An 18,205-nucleotide genomic window follows, 5' to 3' on the forward strand; every position below is an offset into this window, starting at 1 on the left:
CATGGCAGATAGATTTAAGTTTGCTGAGGTTCGCCAAGAAGTCATAGAAATGTTAAAGAAAGACTTGTTGGGACCGAGTAGTGAAAATGAAATACTGAATCAAAACCCGCGCTTTGAATATATCGTGGGTATGCTTGCGCCACAAACCAGTGAAAATGATTCGAATGAGCAGGAAGTCGATGGAGATGCTTCTTTCGAAGGGGATGCAGATTATACTGTGGGCGAAGACGATGATAATGAGCCGGTCTTTACAAATCGATTTAAAACACCGTCTTCCATTGGCATCAGCTTTTACCTAGAAAGTAGTACAAAATCTTTCAATGTGGATGTGACTTGGGGCGATTACACCAAAGCTTCTGATAAAACCACTAACAAAGAGGGAAAAAAAGTTGATGTAAGCACGTATACACGTCATCCGCAGAAAGAGACAGTTGTTATTGATCTGCAAGAGTTTAGTAAGAACAAAGAATACCCTTTGGTTTGTGATTCAAATGTAATTTTATATATTTCTAAAATCAGCCTCAAGCAGGGGTATACCTTGGTAACAGCATATGTTATCAACAAGCGCAAAAATCCTGAGAGTGATATTGCTGGAATGATGTTCCAAGTCAACTTGTGTGCCTATTCCCAAGAAAAAATGGATATCTTCGTGGCAGAACACATATGCAGAAAAATCCTTGCCGTCGATGAATTTTACTTTGCCCAGCGACCTATTTTAGGAAGGGGACGTGGTTGCGCAGCAACTTGGAAAGCCAATAAAAATGGACGTGCTTCTGAAATTGTATCGACATTTATTCCAGAGTACGAATTTCCAGGTGTTAGTGCTGCTTTGGAAGGATTTGACCCGTTCTTCTTCTCTATGAGAACTCTTTCTGTTGCAAAGAAAAAAGATGACATCATTAACCGGCTGAATGTCTTGGCGGACTCCTATGAGGATTGGATTCAGAAAAAATTGGTTCATGACTCAAAAATGGATGATGCTAAGTTCAAGAAAGAAATTGGCGACACAGTAGTAAATAAATGTATAGAAGCTCTTGGAAGAATCCGCGCGGGCATTCAGCTACTTGTAGAGGATGATATTTCGTTTGATGCCTTTTGCTTTATGAATCGTTCCATGATTCTTCAGAGAAATATTATGAATTTCTCTAAGAAGCATGGAGCCGGTATCGAGTGTGCCTTTAGGGATTTTGTAGATCCTCGCAATCCTTCCAATAATTTTGGCTGGAGACCTTTCCAGATTGCTTTTATTCTCATGAATCTGAAAGGTATTGTAGATCCGGAGCATGATAACCGTGAAGTCGTGGATCTTCTCTACTTTCCCACTGGTGGAGGCAAGACCGAGGCATATCTGGGCCTTATGGCATTTGTTATTGCTAATAGAAGACTGCGCACTAACGAGAGCGATGAATACAATCGTGACGGCGGTGTAACTGCAATTTTGCGATATACTTTGCGCCTGCTTACTACACAGCAGAGAGACCGTATCACCAAGATGATTTTGGCCGCGGAACTGATCCGGCAAAAAGAATATCCGAAATACGGAAAAGAACCCATCAGTATTGGTTTCTGGGTTGGTGGTACTGTGACTCCGAATACCTTTAAAGAATTGGAAGAAGATCCGGAGGATCCAGCTAAAACAAGAACAGCAAGAAGCAAGAAAAACTCTATCTACAAACAGCTGCTTACATGTCCATTCTGTGGGAAGCCACTTACAGAGGAAAATTTTTATATAGATATTCCTACAAAATCGGTTAGCATCTATTGTTCGGATGATAAATGCATGTTCTATAGGTATAAACCCAGCAATAAGATGAAAATCCCGGTTTATCTGGTAGATGAAGAAATTTATGCTAAGTGCCCGACCATTATTCTGTCAACAGTTGATAAGTTTGCCCGCCTTCCGTGGGATGTGAATACAAATGCTCTGTTTGGTCGTGTTGATAGAATTTGCAGTCGCGATGGCTATGTTGCTATTGGAGCGGACCATGCTCGGCATACTCGTACAGAAGAGTTATCCACAGCTACGCTTAGATCGATTAAACCATTCCTTCCGCCGGAGCTGATTATCCAAGATGAGCTGCATCTTATCACAGGACCTCTGGGAACCGTATACGGTGCATATGAAACGGTTATTGAAGATCTGTGTTCCTACACGATTGGAGGTAAGAAAATCAAGCCAAAGTATGTTGTTTCTACGGCAACTATCAAAAATGCTGCTGAGCAGACAAAATGCTTATATGGCAGAAAAGTAACTGCGCAATTTCCACCAAATGGGTTTGAAATCGGTGACAGTTTCTATATTCGTGAGGTACCGGTTGAACAAGATCCGTTTAGAAGATACGTTGGTGTCTGCGCACCAGGCCAGTCTGTAAAGACAGCTTTGCTGCGTGTATATTCGATTATCCTTCAAAGTGCTTATAATCTTTCGCTGGATGATGAGTACAAGGATGTTATTGACCCTTACTATACCCTTGTTGGGTATTATAACAGTATTCGAGAACTCGGCGGTGCCGTTCGATTGTTACAGGATGATATTCCTGACAGAATTCAACGTATTAAGAAAAAATATGGAATGAGTAGGCAGCGTTTCCTTAATCATAAGGTTGAAATTACTTCTCGCATGGCTTCTTATGACATTCCGAAGAAACTAAGTCAGTTGGAAACTCCATATACAGATAGAAATTGCCTAGATACGGCAATTGCAACTAATATGATTGCTGTTGGTATGGATGTGGATCGGCTTGGTCTCATGGTGGTAACTGGTCAACCGAAGCAGAACTCCGAATATATTCAGGCAACTAGCCGTATTGGACGTTCCTATCCAGGCTTAGTAGTTACTTTATATAACCCTTATCGCCCCCGCGACTTGTCGCATTATGAGAATTTTACCGGTTATCATGCTCAGCTATATCGTTTTGTTGAAGGCACAACAGCGACACCGTTTTCTGCACGTGCAAGAGATCGCGTGCTGCATGCGCTGGTTATTTCTGCAATTCGTTTGCATTATCCGGAATTTGCAAGCAATGATGGAGCAGCAGCTATTGATAAGCTAACCGATGAGCAGCTTAATGAAGTGAAGGCTCTTATCATGAATCGATTGAACATCATCAAGCCTTCTGCTAAGGCAGATGCCGAACATGAGATTGATGATTTTATAAGTAATTGGAAACTGCTGGCAACTCAATCCAAGGAACTTAGATACTATGTATATACAACTAAAACGTATAATCGCCTAATGAACACTTATGGCGAAGTTTGTACTGATCTTGAAAAGCCAACTCTTCGTTCTATGCGTGATGTTGAGAGTGCAGCAAATATGTTCTATTACACGGAGGACTAAAAGCCTATGTTTGATAATAATAAATTAGGTGAGATTCGTCCTAATCAGTTGATAACTACATTTGGTCCAGGTTCTATTGTGGATGCCGTGAAAGATTCCGTCACGGTTCTGGATTTGAACTATTGGAAGGAAAAAGGAAAGAAAATTATAGATGGCAGATTGGCCTCATATCTTGGCGTTGACTGCTTTTATATGCCACGGACTTCTTATAGCGGAGATATTCCTGTGGTCTCATTCCCTTATATGCATGTTTGTTCCAATGTGAAATGTGGGAGAATATTTGATTTAAGAGAGAATTTTGACCTGGATCGATATCTGAAGTTTGGTGTAACTTGTCCAGAATGTCATAGACAGGCTTATCCTTCTCGTTTTATTACTATTTGTGAGAACGGCCATATGGATGATTTCCCTTGGAGCTGGTGGGTTCACGGTGGCAATACAACCTGCAAAGGTACGATGAGGATGTATTCAACTGGCAATACATCAACGCTTGCAGATATGTGGGTTGAATGTTCCTGTGGGGCACGACGGAGTATGAGCGGCGCAACGCAGCATGAGAATTTTGAAGGTATGAAATGTTCCGGACATCATCCGTTCCGGCCAAATCATAAAAATGAAAAATGCGATAAGGAAATGATTCCTTCTCAGCGTGGCGCGTCGAATGTGTATTTTCCAGTAATGAGAAGTGCCATATCCATTCCACCTTGGATCAATCCGCTTTATAACTTGATTGATGAGCATTTGCGCTTAATTGACAGCTATGAAGAAGATTTTGGAGAGATGGGATTAGACAAAGTGTATCAAAAATATTTCTCTGCATTTACAAGAGAAGAATTTGATGCAGCTTTATTGCGCAGAAGACAAAACATCAAAGAGTTCACAGAGATTAAGCAGATGGAATACAACGCCATTACGCATCACGCAGATCCTGTGTACGCCTCCAACAAAAAACATTTTAAAGCTGAGGAGGATCCGCTTCCGGATTATCTGCTCCCGTATTTTAAGAGAGTCATTCGCATTACACGATTAAGAGAAGTGAGAGTGCTGCTTGGCTTCACCCGTGTAGATGCTCCGGATCCAGATGCCGATGAGCAGACAAATATCGTTTATCTAAATAAGGGTAAGACTGAAAAATGGCTTCCTGCTGCAGAAGTGCACGGTGAAGGTGTCTTTATTGAGTTTAATAGGGATAGTATTGATGCGTGGTTGAGAGATCCAGAACTGGGAGCACTTTCTCAGAAATATGCACAGTGTTATAAGGAATTCTGTGAATCTAAAGAATGGACTGTTACCACATTACGAGATGCAAGGTATGTCCTGATGCATACATTCGCACATTTGTTGATTAAGCAGATGTCAATGTCCTCGGGGTACTCTTCATCCGCTATTCGTGAGCGTATTTATTTTGGGGATGATATGTCTGGTGTGTTGCTCTATACCGGAAGTGCCGATAAAGAAGGCTCACTTGGTGGACTTGTAGAATTAGGAAATATTGATCAGCTTATTGTTTTGATGAAAGACGCTTTCCAGGAAGCACTGGTTTGCACAAATGATCCGGAATGCCTTAACAATGTGCCTGCTGGTAATAATTCAAATGGTGCGGCGTGCCATTCCTGCTGTATGATCTCAGAAACAGCTTGCGAGAATGGAAATCGCATGTTGGATCGCGGATTAATTGTGCCTATTGACGGAAGAGAAAATCAGTCTTATTTTAAAACTTTGGTGGAAGAACTATGTCAACTGGAAGTATAAGCTTAGATATTTTGTTAAACAAAATTCTCACAGATGCTATATCTGGTGGAAATGAGTCTATTAGAGCCATTCAGAAGAGATATCCATCCCTTTCTGAAAAAGAAGCTCATGAAATTCTTGCTATGGTTTCAGCGACTGCCCAAAGTAACGATGATAGCGCTGAATTAGTTGTTACAGCGCCACCTTCTTTTGCGTTGAAAACAAAACCGACAAAGGTTACCGTAAGAGAAATGCTTATGGGAGCTAGGAAGAGCATTCTAATTACCGGGTACTCCCTCTCGGATTATTTTGCCGAGTTAGTTGATTGTGTAATTCAAAAGAGCCAAGAAGGCGTTCTCGTGAAATTTTTTGTGAATGACATTGAGAGTCAGAAGGCCTTTGACCGTTTATGCTGCTATAAGGGAAAATTTCTGCGAATTTATAACTATCCAAAACAGGAAGATAAAATGTCTGCTCTTCATGCAAAGGTAATTTCTGTTGATCAAACAGATACGCTGATTACATCCGCAAATCTTTCATATCATGGACAGGAAGGAAATATCGAGCTGGGGGCACGAATCCATTCGAAAGAATTGGCTAAACAAGTAGAGGATATATTTACTTCACTGGTATTCAAAAGGATATTTGTTGAACTGTAAGCTTTATGGAGGTGTGTCAATGAATTTAAGCTTGAAACATAAGCTAATGCTGCAATCATTGAGTCCATTGGCTTTTTTGACTATTGTACGCAATTTCAAATTTACCCCCGTCACTAAACTTGTTGAAAATCAGTCATATTGGGGAGAATTTGTCCGCCTTAACAATGTGCTGATTGTTGTGTTTTTGTTATGTGCTACATGGATTTTAGCAGCAGTCAATACGTACATTGAACGCGCGTAATAAATATTATGAGTGGATATTCTGACAGCTACTTTTACGTATTCTCCATTTATGTAGTATTCTTTTGTGAATTCTATAGAATCATCTTTAGCGCTTTTTTCAACATAATCAGGATTGGCAATGATATTACTTAATTCGCTACCGTATTGTGCGAAATTATCAGGATGGGAAGTTTTAATATGTTCTATATTGGAATCTGCTATATAAATAGGTGTTCCAGCTGGAATGTTCAATTCAAGTATTTCTATGAGTTGCGCTGAAAAAACGCCGATTTTCTTTCGCATGTTTTTCGAAACACCTCTTTTCGATATTATGCTTACTGCGGAATAAGGAAGATCTGACTTATTTTATATATCAGTTGTTTTCAGTTTTTTCTCTTTTATTCAACATCTTAAGGATATCATGAAAATAAAAAAATGAGCAAGTTCTGTCAGGTATGAGCCCTACCCAGTGAAAACTCATTTCTTAATTTGTATGATAAGTCACACAGAAAAAGTCAAGATAAAAGTATGAACAAATAACGTGAGTGTTTAACGAAAGGAATTCAGTCGGTAAAAGATACAAATAATGGTGATAAAAAGTTTTCTGAAATAATAAAAAGAGATCGGCTTGCGATTTGATCTGCCAAATGTTAAAATTAAAATGCATTGTGGTAGATGAAAGAAAACAGACAGTTTACTCCAGAGATTAGCTTCGGAGAGGAGCATGTAGATATGGCAGAATGGAAGAAATTGCCGGTTGGACTTGAAAATTTTCAGGAAATTCAAAAATCCGGGTTCTACTATGTAGATAAAACAAAATTAATTGAACAGCTTCTTGAAAACTGGAGCAAGGTGAATCTTTTTACCAGACCACGCCGATTTGGAAAAACCTTAAATATGAGTATGCTTAAGAGTTTTTTTGAAATTGGAGCAGATCGAACGCTGTTTGATGGTCTCTATATTTCCCGGAACCAAAAGCTGTGTGAGGAATATATGGGAAAGTACCCTGTTATTTTCCTGTCGCTCAAAGGAATTGACGGCTTATCCTTTGAAGCCGAAAAATACCGTTTAACGGAGTTGATCGGGGTGGAAGCAGAGCGATTTGCATTTTTAGCGGACAGTGAAAATTGACGGAAAATGAGCGGAGCAAATATCGGGCGATCATCCATTTAGTGAATGGTAAATATTCCATGGATGAGGATATGCTTGTCTCCAGCCTGCAGACATTATCACAGCTGTTATGCCGACATTATGGTCAGAAGGCCATAATTCTGATTGATGAGTATGATGTTCCTCTCGACAAAGCGTTTCAGCATGGATACTATAAAGAAATGGTTTCACTGATTCGGGGATTGTTCGGCCAAGCGCTGAAGACGAATGATGATCTGCAATTTGCTGTACTGACAGGATGTCTCCGGGTTTCCAAAGAAAGTATCTTTACAGGATTGAACAACTTCAAAGTTTATGCAGCAGACGACGTTCGCTATGATGAAGAGTTCGGCTTTACGAATGAAGAGGTAAAAAAACTTCTTGCAAATTACAATCTGCAGGAACATTTCGAGAAAGTGAAAGAGTGGTATGACGGTTATCATTTCGGCGACGCAGATATCTATTGTCCCTGGGATGTGATCAACTATGTGGACGATTTATTGAGTGATCCAAATGTACAGCCTAAGTCCTATTGGATCAACAGCAGCGGAAATGATCTTGTGAAACGCTTTATTGAACAGGCTGATATCACGACAAAAGACGAAATCGAACAGTTGATTGCGGGAAATGCAGTTGAAAAGAGAATTCGTTCGGATTTGACGTATGACGAAATTGATAACAGCATCGACAACATATGGAGTGTGCTTTTCACAACCGGATATCTCACACGGCTTGGAAAAGCTGACAATGGCGTGTACAAGCTGATCATTCCGAATCAGGAAATCCGCGAATGGTTTAATCAGATCGTTGCGAACAACAGAGCATCTATAGATAAAATTAATCAGGGATTTCTGGAAGGAAAGGCGGAGACGATCCAGCGGGAACTGACGATGTTTCTTGGAGAAACGATTCGTGTTTTCGATACAAAGGCACGGAACGAAGAAAAGGAAATTTTTTATCACGACATTTTGCTTGGTATTTTGAAAAATTATCCTGGCTGGGTTGTGAAATCAAACAGGGAATCTGGAGATGGTTTTGCGGATATTCTGCTTAAACCGAAAAATCCGGATGCGGGAATCATCGTGGAATTGAAAGATGTCCGCTCCCTGCATGATCTCGATCAGGCGTGTGAAAGAGCGCTGGAGCAGATCAAGGACCGCAGATATGATACAGAACTTCGCGAGGATGGACGAAATGATATTCTTGCATATGGAATTGCATTCTGCAGAAAACGGTGTAAAGTGGTGGTGGAAAAACTATGAAAATCACAGCAGGCCTAGGCTCCATTGATGACTATCCCCGTTACGTCCGCGCCGGAGCAGACGAGCTGTTCTGCGGTTACGTTCCGTTTTCCTGGTCAGAAAAATACGGAACGGTTCTGCCGCTGAATCGGAGAGAGGTCTTAAACTATAATGTACAAATCGGATCGTTCAGCGAACTGGAAATTCTGGCCAATATGGTGCAGAAATACCAGAAGCCAGTGCACCTGACGTTCAATTCATTGTATTATCGGCCGGAGCAGTATGAAGAAATTGCACGGATCATCCAACAGTGCCGCAGCATAGGGTTTGAAAGTTATATTCTTGCGGATCCCGCGCTGCTTGTGTACCTGCGAAAAGAAAAGATTGACTGTGAGGTACATCTGAGCGGGGATTTGGGAACGGTGAATTCTGCGATGACAGAGGTTTTTGCGAAAGAATACCCGAAGAGGATCATTTTCCAGCGCAAAAATACGATTTCGGAAATGCGTGCAGTGATCCAGCATATAACTGCGCAGAAAGAAGCCACTCGAAAAGAATGGACTTATCCAACGGAGTTCGAGGCATTTGCTTTGAATGAACTGTGCCAGTTCAGTGGTGCTTTCTGCAATTCCCTGCACTGCGATGAAATGGGATATCTTTGCCGGGTTCCTTACTGGAAGAAACCGGTGTCGCTTTCAGAATCTAAATTAGAAAAACAAGAAAAAAATCGTCCAGGAGAAAATATTTCTATATCCGAATGGGATTCTGCATCAGAACTGACGAATCCTGTATCGGAAGATGGTTACCTCTGCGGCGCAACCGGCTGCGGCCTGTGTACATTAAAACAGCTTTCCGATGCCGGAATCACTCATCTGAAGCTGGTAGGCCGAGGAAATTATACCAATTTTATGGAGCGTGATATCCGAAATCTGCGCCGCATGCTGGAGATTCTGGAGGATTCTTCTACGGAAGAAGAATATATCCGAGCGATGAAAGCAGAGCTTTTTCCAAATGGATGCAGTCACATGTGCTATGCCAGATAAAATATGTCAACTCTTTCTGAAGTAATGCATTTGGAATTGACATATTTTCGTATCACATATAATATAATGTTAAAGACAGGCAACTTGAGTGTCTGCCAAGCGGTAAAGTAAGATGTTGTGCCAGAAAGCAGTGTCTTATGAGCTTTATAAGGGTTTAACACAATCTGGCTATAGGTTAGTCCTCGAAAGAAAATGTAAGAAAGGCTCTGCGTATGCAGGGTCTTTCTTAATCTAAAGAAATAGTGGAGAACGTAATAAGAAGTGTTTTCCCAGCACGCTTTAATAATTAACATAATGATGAATCGTCTTCTGCGCCAGATGATACTGCTCCAGCGTCATGGCGATTTTTCCTTTTTTTAGGGAAATTAGCTTTGCAGCATTTCTGATTTCCGGCATTCTAGGATCGGTAAATTATTATAAGAGCGGGAACCTTGACCTGAAAACGGCAGGTGTGCTTTCGGCCGGAAGTTTTGTCGGCACGCTTGCCGGTGTCAAGATCAACCTTCTGATTCCGGCGGACACGATGAAAATAATTCTATATCTCGTTGTTCTGCTCTCCGGAATTTCCATCCTGATTCGGAAAGACAAGCCGGGAAATACAGAGAAAAAAGCAGTCCAGAGCGTTCCGTTTTACCTGGTACTTGGTGCTGTAACCGGTGCTGTCTGTGCCGCCTCCGGTGCAGGCGGGCCGGTGCTTGTAATGCCGATTCTGACACTGCTCGGTATTCCGGCGCACACCGCGGTCGGTATTTCCTTGTTTGATTCGATTTTCATCGCCGTACCGTCTGCGGCAGGCTATCTGATCGCGGCCGCCGGAAACAAAGAAGTCTTTTTGCTTTTACCGGTACTTCTGGTCGCACATGGCATCGGTGTCTTTGCCGGAAGCAAAAATGCAACGAAAATCAACCAGACGCTGCTGAAACGGATCGTGGCTGTGGCTTCGATTGCGATCGCGTGCATCAAACTCTTTCTCTGATTGAAAAACTAGAGTGTGTTTGAAAAACCATTTCCGCAGCCTGCACGCCCCAATTTGCGGTATATTTTGCCCTCATTCAGTCGCCGTAGCCCGCTACGCCTCCTTCATTCAGACAAAATCTCCCACAAATTGGAACATGCAGACTACGAAAAGCCTTTTTCAAACACACTCTAGCGCTTTGCACACAAACTTTAGTTAGAAGCGTATCCCAATTGTTCTTATTGACTAAATATTTCCTCAGGGAATACAATATAGAAAAAGTAAAAAGGAGGGATACCATGCAGGCACTTTCAAAGAAAAAAACCGGTGATATCTGTACCATCAAATGGATGTTTGGAATCCCTGATGTTCTGGATTTCCTCCGAAGCCGTAAAATCAAAGAAGGCAGCACCGTACAGGTCATCCAGAGAATAAACGGTGGATTGATCCTTGGCATGGATGGAAAACGGATTGCAATGTGTGATGCAGCTGCAGACCGGATTCAGGTATGAAAGGAAGAAAAATCAAAATGAGCGGAACCTTGGAAGAGGAGCCGCTCATTTTGATTTTCCAAATACCCACAAAAGAATTTTCGTAGATAAGTGTGCAGACTGCGGAAATGATTTTTAATAAATATGCGCCAGGAAGTTTTCAAACTTTTCTTTACATAGAACCGTTGCGAAACAGCCGCCAGATAGAGTAAAATAGAGCAGATCTTAAGAAAAAGGAAGTTGGAATTTTATGACATTATTAGAACAGATACAAAAAGAACATGCCGCTGCTTTTACGCACGGCGGAAAATTTCATGCGGATGATGTGTTCTCTGCGGCACTGCTTCTGCATTTTAATCCGCAGCTTACCATCCAGCGCGGAAATCGTGTGCCGGAGGATTTTGACGGGATTGTTTTTGATATTGGGAGAGGAGAATACGACCATCACCAGAAAGACAGCCGGATCCGGGAAAACCAGGTTCCGTACGCGGCGTTTGGCCTTTTATGGGAGGCACTTGGCACAGAAATTTTAAGTCCGGAGATGGCCGCGCGGTTTGACGAGAAGTTTGTACAGCCGCTCGATCTCAATGATAATACAGGAGAAAAGAATGAACTCGCCAGTATGATCGGCATGTTCAATCCGGTATGGGATGATAACAGCGGAAGCGATGCTGCTTTCCTGGAAGCGGTGGCAGTGGCCGGACGGATTTTGGAACATAAATGGGAGCGTTTTCGTGCGGATGAGCGGGCGGAGCAGCAGTTTGCAGCTCTTCTTGCCGAACACAGGAAGCGGATCGCAGCGGAGAAAAAGGCAGGAACAATGGATGAAAAGATTCTGATTCTGTCGGAATTTTTTCCATGTCAGAAACAGCTTTCCGCGACTGAAATTGCATTTCTGATATTCCCATCGAATCGCGGCGGTTACTGCGTGCAGCCGGTTCGAAAAGAAAATTCATTCAATTACAAGTATGATTTTCCGGAAACATGGCTTGGCCTGGAAAAAGAAGCACTGCAGGAAGCGACGGGGCTTTCCGATGTGTCTTTCTGCCACAAAGGAGGATTTCTTCTCACCGCAGAAACGCTTGACGATGCCGTCGCTGCCTGTCGCATCAGCCTTGCGGGAATGCCAAAAGCACCGGTTCTGATCCACATCGGTACCGATGCGATTGATGCGGATGACGCGCTTTTGCGGCAGATGCCGGGCATGGAGCATGCAGTTATTCTTCATAAACCGCTGCCGGAGGCCCCGGAACTGAACATCTGTGGCAGTTATGCCGTGTCATCACTTGAAAAAGCAGAATGGAAGATACGCCTGCGGGAATACCTGTCGGACTTGTTAAAAGAAAAGCCGGAGGCTGTCTGTGTCAGCGGTGATCTCTTTGCGGCCTATCCGGTCATGCACCAGCTCCGCAAGAAACATATTCCGGTTCTGACGGTATCAGAGCAGAATGGAAAACGGCTTCTGATCCGCATTCCGTCCGGTTCCTGAGAATTTACAGAGAATCTCTCTCAATTTCACGCGTTAAACAGAAAAATTCCTCAATATGTGATTTGTTTCTTTGCATCTGCTGTTGTCTGTGATACAATATAGAAAATACGTGAAATTTTTGCACAATGAAAATGAATGATATCATTTTTGGTTTATCTTCAAAAAAAGAGGCCAGACTTTACAGGAACGATACATTTTCGTGATTTCATTCGAACGGCCTCAAAAGCAGAAAATGGCAGGCAGAAATCGACAAACAGCAGAGAGGAGAGCAAAACATATATGATTTCAAAGAAAAAATTTGGCACAACGGTAACAGCGTTCGGCGTGGCAGCCGGAATGCTTCTCGGTTCGGCTGCACCGGCGCATGCAGAGGAGACAGCGAAAACGGTGCAGGAAACGCAGAAAGATCAGGCGGATGCACCGGCCACGCAAAGTGAAACGGAAAACGGAAACACAGAAGAAGCCGTTGTTCCGGCTGTAGAAACACAGGAAACCGAGACACCAGCAGAAGAACCGTCCGTACCATCTCAGGATGAAAATGCCGCTTCCACAGAGGAGCCAAAAGTACCGGAAACGCCAGAACCGACAGAGGATCCGACTCCAACGGAGACACCGGAAGACCCGAATCCAGGCGAGATGCCGGAGCCATCTCCAAGTGAAACCCCGGAACCAACTCCAGGCGAAACTCCAGAACCGTCGGTAACGCCATCCCCAAGTGAAACGCCGACTCCAGCCCCGTCCGAAACCCCGGAACCAACAGAAACACCGGTGCCAACCGAGACGCCTGCACCAGCACCGACAGAAACACCGAAAAATGATGAGACACAGGCGGATGACTGGATTCAGACGATTGATTACGGAAAATATATCAGCTCCATGAAAAAAGATCTCCGCGCAGGTTTCGCACAGGTCGACAAAGCGTACGCCTACGCAAAGGTCGATACCAGATTAAACGTCCGCGAAAGCGGTTCCACCAGCGCACGGATCGTGGGAACACTTCCGGCAAAGGCACTCTGCTTTGTGATCGCCGATGCGGATCAGGAGTGGGTTTATATTGAATCGGGCGACGTCCGCGGTTTTGTCCGTACGGATTATCTGCAGCAGGGAAAAGAGGCGCTGGAATATGTAACCGGCACCGGAGAGGATCAGATGAAACTGGCGGATCAGGTGATCGATCCGTCTGAAAATGAAGCCTTTCCCTATAAAAAAGAAACGGTTTATGAAGTAAAAACCTCAACCGGAAACGGTATTATCACATTTGCAAAACAGTTCGTTGGCAGACCATACGTCTGGGGTGGAAACTCCCTGACGGACGGTATTGACTGCTCTCATTTTGTATGGCAGATTCTGACCCGTTGCGGTGCGTACGACGGTGAATATACGACCTCCGGCGGATGGCGCAGCCTTGGAACGGAGGTTGCAAGCCTGGATGAGGCACGCGCAGGCGATGTTATTTGCTATAATGGCCATGTGGCGCTGTATGACGGAGAAGGAAAAATCGTAGAAGCGCTGAATGAAAACGCCGGTATCACCTGCGACCGCCCGGTGGACTGTGACACGATTCTGACGATCCGTCGTTTTGCAGCCGACGATGAAATCGGCGGAACGAACGCAGAAAAGATCTGGAATTACTTCCTGATGCACGGATTTACAAAAGAAGGAGCCGCCGGTATTATGGGAAATATTGCAAACGAGGCATCCACAGACCTCAATCCGACACTGCTTGAGTATGGCTCTACCAGCCGCACAAGCCTGAGCGGAGAGCAGTACACGAACCTTGTTGACGCCGGAATCATTTCCCGTGACGAAGTGATCCGAAGTTCCCGTTTTGGCCTTTACAGTGGCGGAAGATATGGATATGGTCTCTGTGGTTTTACAGATCCAACGATCAAAGAGTATCTGTGCCGATATACCATTGATCTTGGAAAGAGCCTTGGAAGCCTGTCCGGCCAGCTCGACAGTCTGATGGCCTACCTTTCCGACTACAATCCGAATCTGCTGGACAGACTGAAAAATGCCGAAGATGTTGACACCGCAGCAACTGCCTTCATGCGTGAATACGAAAAATGCGCAAACCAGAGCACACAGCAGAAACTGCGTACAACAGCAGCAGAACAGATCTACAATGTTATGGAATCGTATGATTCGCCGGTAGATGTAGAATAAACGAACAGATGATGAAAACGTGTTAAAGAAAGTCCTCCGCAGCAGAAAGATTCTGTGTGGAGGACTTTCTTACAGTAAAATAATTGAATTTATGTATGATTTTTTACTTCCAGCTTTTCAGTTTGTCCGCTTCCGGAGTCTGCAGCAGAATTTCTTTACAGGTCAAAAGAGAAGGACTCACATAATCACAAAATGGAAAAAGCTCTTTTGTATACGGTGTCAGATCCGGGATCATGCAGGAGATGGCGCCAGCTGCACGCGCGGCCTTCAGACCATTGATGCTGTCTTCGGCTACCATGCATGCAGCAATCGGAACTTTCAGAAGAGACGCTGCTTTTAAGAAAATTTCCGGATCCGGCTTGCTGTTGATTACCTCATCCCCGCAGACTGAAGCATCGATATACTGGTCAATGCCAGACTGTTTCCAGTATCCTTCCGCAACGCGCCGTGTTGTGGAAGTGGCAACCGCAACTTTAATCGAATGTTCCTTCAGCCAGGAAAGAAACTCGTGAAGTCCCGGCTTTTCCGGTACACCATTTCGCTGAATATAATCATTCAGATACGCCGAGCGGATCGCGCGTCCCTCATCGTATGTCACCTTTCCGTGAAACCACTCCTCAAACAGCTTTCTGCTCCGTGGAAGCGCGCTGCCGCGCATCTGTGAGAGATGTTCCTCCGTGAGCGTAAAATTCAGCTCCCGGGCAGCTTTTTGCCAGCCCTCTTTCATTACAATCTCGGTGTCAAACAGGATACCATCCATATCGAATAATACTGCCTTTATCATAAATGCGACCTCCCAGGGAGTAAAAGAAAACAGACGGTTTTCGTTTACTCTGTACTCTGATTTTTTTAAAACTACCTTCAGTATACGAAAAATCCTGAAAAAAGACAAGTGCATGAACTTTACAGAATACTACAAATCTTCCTTTTACGAAGCAAAACTTTCTATGAGGACTGCAAATATTACAGATTGCTGGGTAGCAGTAAACTGTAACATTCGGGCATGACTGGATCCATGCATATTACAATCACACTTGACTTCAAGTAAGCTTAAAGTGCTATTCTGATAAAAAAGGACAAATTAGGAGGAATAACAGAATGGAAAAGTCAACGGTTTATTTTACCGACTTTCGATGTCCTGTGGGAACGAGTCAGCTTGACAAGCTGAAAAAACTCTGTATCGCTGCTGGCGTCAAAGACATTGATATGGAAGGTAAATTTGTTGCAATCAAAATGCATTTTGGCGAACTGGGAAACATGGCGTTTCTTCGTCCGAATTATGCGAAAGTGGTTGCAGATCTCTGTAAAGAGCAGGGAGGTCTTCCGTTCCTGACAGACTGCAATACGTTATATCCGGGCAGCAGAAAAAATGCCCTGGAGCACCTTGACTGCGCAAATCTGAACGGATTCAATACCATTACCACAGGATGCCAGATTATCATCGGAGATGGACTGCGAGGAACCGATGAAATTGAGGTTCCGGTTGTCAACGGAGAATACTGCAAAACAGCATTGATTGGCCATGCGATCATGGACGCAGATATTTTTATCAGTCTGAGCCATTTCAAAGGCCATGAAGCAACGGGCTTTGGCGGTGCACTGAAAAATATCGGTATGGGATGCGGAAGCCGCGCCGGAAAGATGCAGCAGCATGCCAGTGGAAAACCGGCGATCAATACGGATGTCTGTCGTGGCTGCCACCGCTGTGCAAAAGAATGCGGAAGCGATGCAATTTCCTATGTGGATAAAAAAGCAGTCATTGACTATGACAAATGCAAAGGATGCGGCCGCTGCATCGGTGCCTGCAGTTTTGATGCGGTTTATAATCCAAACAGCAGTGCAAACGAGCTTCTCGACCGGAAAATGGCTGAGTATGCACAGGCTGTCTGTCATGGACGTCCGTGTTTCCATATCTCTCTGGTACAGGATATCAGCCCGAACTGTGACTGCCATGGGGAGAACGATGCTCCGATCCTGCCGGATATCGGAATGTTTGCAAGCTTCGACCCGGTTGCCATTGACCAGGCGTGTGCCGATGCCTGCCTGAAGGCAACTCCGATCGAAAACAGTCAGCTTGGCGAGCATCTTGCAGAGCCGGGATGGCATTGCCACCACGATCATTTCAAGGATTCCAATCCGAATATTGAATGGCAGGCAACCCTTGACCAGGCAGAGAAAATTGGTCTTGGTACGAGACAGTATGAACTGAAACGTATCAAATAATAATACAAAAAAATGCTTTAGGGCAGATGAACAACAGCGGAAAGCTCCAGCTTCTCGAATGAAAAATCAACGAGAAGCTGGAGCCTTTTAAGGCCAGATTGTATTTTCTTCAGAAATAACAACGGTTTTTTTCATCCATTTGCGTGATCGCCACCGGATCAGATAATTTACACCACGGAACGCCTCATCCATGCCAAAAGCGATCCAGCATCCGAATAATCCGAATCCCATTTTTACACCAAGCAGATAGGAGAAGAATACACTCATCAGCCAGCAGGAGAGAATGGAAACACCCATAGGGAAAACCACATCGCCTGCTCCGCGCAAGGAATTTTCCTCAATGTGATTAAAGCCTCGAAAAATTTCCACGAAAATATCAAAAAACAAAATGGTATGTCCGATCGAAAGGATCGCAGGATCGTCTGTAAAGATCCGCAGCAGCACGGAACCAAAGCAGGCAAGGAGCGTGGATAGGCAGGCATTCAGCAAAATTGTGATTTTTAAATTCTGCAAATTCAGCTGATAAGCCTGTTCGTATTTTCCGGCGCCGGTAAGCCAGCTGATCAGCAACGAGGTCGAAAGACCAAGGGAGAGGCCTAGGACATACACGTAAAAAACAAGTGTGGAAACATAAATTTTGGCGGAAACAGCCTGCACACCGACAAGTGCAATAATGGAGGTTGTCACTACCTGGGATACAGAATAGGAAAGCGTACTGATACCGCCTGGAATTCCGATTTGAAGCACTTTTGGTAAAATCCGGAAACTGCTGCGTATGGACTTATGACGGAAGTCAAGGCCAAGCGGAAGAACCAGGAGCAGCAGAAGCATGGTAAAAGCGGCACAGCCCTCACTGAAGGCATAGGCACAGGCAATCCCTTCTACGCCGTGAAGCGGCAGTTCGACCGGCTGAAAGACGATCAGATAATTTAAAAGGGCATTCAGCGCATTCATTCCAAGGGTAACAAATACCGATATTTTGGGCTTTCCATAGCTTTTAAATATGGCACTGCAGATGGACACGAACGCGGCAAAAAAGGAAACACGAATGCAGATTCTCAGGTAAGAAGAGGCATATGTTAATACCTGGCCGGATAAATTCATCTGCCGCATCAGGGGCATGGAAAAGAACGAAAGTGTAGCACCAAGGAGAACGCTTAACCCGGCACCTGCAAACAGCGCACAGAAAGCAGCATCGGATGCATTTTTTTCCTTTTTGGCACCAAGATTCTGGCTGATTACGATGGACGCACCGGTACTGATTACGGAATAGAAATTCAGAATCATGCCCATAAACTGTCCGGCGGAACCAACGGCAGCAACTGCTTCATCGGAATAAAAGGACAAAGTAAAAGTATTGACGGTGCTCATCAGATTCATCAAAAACATTTCCAGAAACAGGGGAAGAAAAATCTTTGGGAGAGTCATCGTTCCCTGTGGCGTTTCTACTTTGCCCAGATCTGGATTGTAAAAGGATTTCCACATAAAGTCTGTCG

The 18,205-nt window shown here is 44.0% G+C and carries 12 protein-coding genes and 3 pseudogenes; 11 read left to right on the forward strand and 4 right to left on the reverse strand.

Translation table 11 applies throughout. The features are described 5' to 3' along the window. Window position 1: 1 nt before the first annotated feature. Genes drmA through DXD92_RS18795 form a run of 3 tightly spaced genes read left to right on the forward strand, consistent with a single transcriptional unit; the run spans window position 2 to window position 5,730 of the window. A complete protein-coding gene (gene drmA, locus DXD92_RS03770) occupies window positions 2-3,340 on the forward strand; it encodes a DISARM system helicase DrmA (protein ID WP_118640109.1) in 3,339 nt (1,112 codons plus the stop codon). A gap of 6 nt (window positions 3,341-3,346) precedes the next feature. Then, window positions 3,347-5,092: a DrmB family protein gene (drmB, locus tag DXD92_RS03775; RefSeq protein ID WP_118640110.1), complete on the forward strand. Its 1,746-nt coding sequence runs from the start codon at window positions 3,347-3,349 to the stop codon at window positions 5,090-5,092. Beyond that, window positions 5,074-5,730 (forward strand): phospholipase D-like domain-containing protein, encoded by a 657-nt coding sequence (locus DXD92_RS18795; protein WP_181968255.1) that lies wholly within the window; start codon window positions 5,074-5,076, stop codon window positions 5,728-5,730. The genes drmB and DXD92_RS18795 overlap by 19 nt, the downstream gene beginning before the upstream one ends. A gap of 129 nt (window positions 5,731-5,859) precedes the next feature. Here the strand turns inward: DXD92_RS18795 and DXD92_RS03785 are convergent, their stop codons facing one another. Continuing rightward, window positions 5,860-6,255, reverse strand: a complete 396-nt coding sequence (locus DXD92_RS03785; protein WP_118640111.1) for a PBECR3 domain-containing polyvalent protein — start codon at window positions 6,253-6,255, stop codon at window positions 5,860-5,862. A 429-nt stretch (window positions 6,256-6,684) separates the two neighbouring features. Here DXD92_RS03785 and DXD92_RS03790 point away from each other — a divergent pair. From DXD92_RS03790 to DXD92_RS03800, 3 genes and pseudogenes are all read left to right on the forward strand, one after another. Continuing rightward, window positions 6,685-8,363: pseudogene (locus tag DXD92_RS03790) on the forward strand (AAA family ATPase). Continuing rightward, window positions 8,360-9,385, forward strand: a complete 1,026-nt coding sequence (locus DXD92_RS03795; protein ID WP_055228277.1) for a U32 family peptidase — start codon at window positions 8,360-8,362, stop codon at window positions 9,383-9,385. The pseudogene DXD92_RS03790 and the gene DXD92_RS03795 overlap by 4 nt, the downstream one beginning before the upstream one ends. Window positions 9,386-9,722: 337 nt before the next feature. Continuing rightward, entirely contained in the window at window positions 9,723-10,361 is a 639-nt protein-coding gene (locus DXD92_RS03800) for a sulfite exporter TauE/SafE family protein (protein ID WP_118640112.1), read from the forward strand. On the opposite strand, the pseudogene DXD92_RS19455 reads toward DXD92_RS03800, so the two are convergent. Continuing rightward, window positions 10,345-10,491: pseudogene (locus DXD92_RS19455) on the reverse strand (DUF6783 domain-containing protein). The gene DXD92_RS03800 and the pseudogene DXD92_RS19455 overlap by 17 nt on opposite strands. Between DXD92_RS19455 and DXD92_RS19460 the strand changes: the two are divergent. The 4 genes and pseudogenes from DXD92_RS19460 to DXD92_RS03820 all read left to right on the forward strand — a co-directional run. Further along, window positions 10,441-10,560 (forward strand): annotated as a pseudogene (locus DXD92_RS19460) (DUF6783 domain-containing protein); the annotation flags it as partial. The pseudogenes DXD92_RS19455 and DXD92_RS19460 sit on opposite strands and share 51 nt — an antisense overlap. Window positions 10,561-10,639: 79 nt before the next feature. Continuing rightward, entirely contained in the window at window positions 10,640-10,852 is a 213-nt protein-coding gene (locus DXD92_RS03810) for a ferrous iron transport protein A (protein WP_022461118.1), read from the forward strand. A 229-nt stretch (window positions 10,853-11,081) separates the two neighbouring features. Beyond that, window positions 11,082-12,320, forward strand: coding sequence for an MYG1 family protein (locus tag DXD92_RS03815; RefSeq protein WP_118640113.1), 1,239 nt, complete (start codon window positions 11,082-11,084; stop codon window positions 12,318-12,320). 279 nt (window positions 12,321-12,599) lie between these two features. Continuing rightward, window positions 12,600-14,486 carry a phage tail tip lysozyme gene (locus tag DXD92_RS03820; RefSeq protein WP_118594452.1) on the forward strand — a complete coding sequence of 629 codons (1,887 nt, stop codon included), beginning with the start codon at window positions 12,600-12,602 and terminating at the stop codon, window positions 14,484-14,486. Between the two features lie 103 nt (window positions 14,487-14,589). Here the strand turns inward: DXD92_RS03820 and DXD92_RS03825 are convergent, their stop codons facing one another. Then, a complete protein-coding gene (locus DXD92_RS03825) occupies window positions 14,590-15,270 on the reverse strand; it encodes an HAD family hydrolase (RefSeq protein ID WP_118594451.1) in 681 nt (226 codons plus the stop codon). 314 nt (window positions 15,271-15,584) lie between these two features. On the opposite strand from DXD92_RS03825, the gene DXD92_RS03830 reads away from it, so the two are divergent. Beyond that, on the forward strand, window positions 15,585-16,709 hold the full coding sequence (locus DXD92_RS03830; protein ID WP_117804955.1) for a DUF362 domain-containing protein: 1,125 nt from the start codon (window positions 15,585-15,587) through the stop codon (window positions 16,707-16,709). Window positions 16,710-16,796: 87 nt separating this feature from the next. On the opposite strand, the gene DXD92_RS03835 is transcribed toward DXD92_RS03830, so the two are convergent. Beyond that, the gene (locus DXD92_RS03835) at window positions 16,797-18,194 is read right to left on the reverse strand and encodes an MATE family efflux transporter (RefSeq protein WP_117508901.1); all 1,398 of its coding nucleotides are present in this window, start codon (window positions 18,192-18,194) and stop codon (window positions 16,797-16,799) included. Window positions 18,195-18,205 lie beyond the last annotated feature (11 nt).

It is taken from the genome of Blautia sp. TM10-2 (genome assembly GCF_003480845.1).
GTDB classification, from domain to species: Bacteria; Bacillota; Clostridia; order Lachnospirales; family Lachnospiraceae; genus Fusicatenibacter; species Fusicatenibacter saccharivorans.

Bases quoted from the DNA above. Each gene is read 5' to 3' on its own strand.
- drmA (WP_118640109.1), top strand. From the start codon at position 2: ATGGCAGATAGATTTAAGTTTGCTGAGGTTCGCCAAGAAGTCATAGAA.
- drmB (WP_118640110.1), top strand. From the start codon at position 3,347: ATGTTTGATAATAATAAATTAGGTGAGATTCGTCCTAATCAGTTGATA.
- DXD92_RS18795 (WP_181968255.1), top strand. From the start codon at position 5,074: ATGTCAACTGGAAGTATAAGCTTAGATATTTTGTTAAACAAAATTCTC.
- DXD92_RS03785 (WP_118640111.1), bottom strand. From the start codon at position 6,255: ATGCGAAAGAAAATCGGCGTTTTTTCAGCGCAACTCATAGAAATACTT.
- DXD92_RS03795 (WP_055228277.1), top strand. From the start codon at position 8,360: ATGAAAATCACAGCAGGCCTAGGCTCCATTGATGACTATCCCCGTTAC.
- DXD92_RS03800 (WP_118640112.1), top strand. From the start codon at position 9,723: ATGGCGATTTTTCCTTTTTTTAGGGAAATTAGCTTTGCAGCATTTCTG.
- DXD92_RS03810 (WP_022461118.1), top strand. From the start codon at position 10,640: ATGCAGGCACTTTCAAAGAAAAAAACCGGTGATATCTGTACCATCAAA.
- DXD92_RS03815 (WP_118640113.1), top strand. From the start codon at position 11,082: ATGACATTATTAGAACAGATACAAAAAGAACATGCCGCTGCTTTTACG.
- DXD92_RS03820 (WP_118594452.1), top strand. From the start codon at position 12,600: ATGATTTCAAAGAAAAAATTTGGCACAACGGTAACAGCGTTCGGCGTG.
- DXD92_RS03825 (WP_118594451.1), bottom strand. From the start codon at position 15,270: ATGATAAAGGCAGTATTATTCGATATGGATGGTATCCTGTTTGACACC.
- DXD92_RS03830 (WP_117804955.1), top strand. From the start codon at position 15,585: ATGGAAAAGTCAACGGTTTATTTTACCGACTTTCGATGTCCTGTGGGA.
- DXD92_RS03835 (WP_117508901.1), bottom strand. From the start codon at position 18,194: ATGTGGAAATCCTTTTACAATCCAGATCTGGGCAAAGTAGAAACGCCA.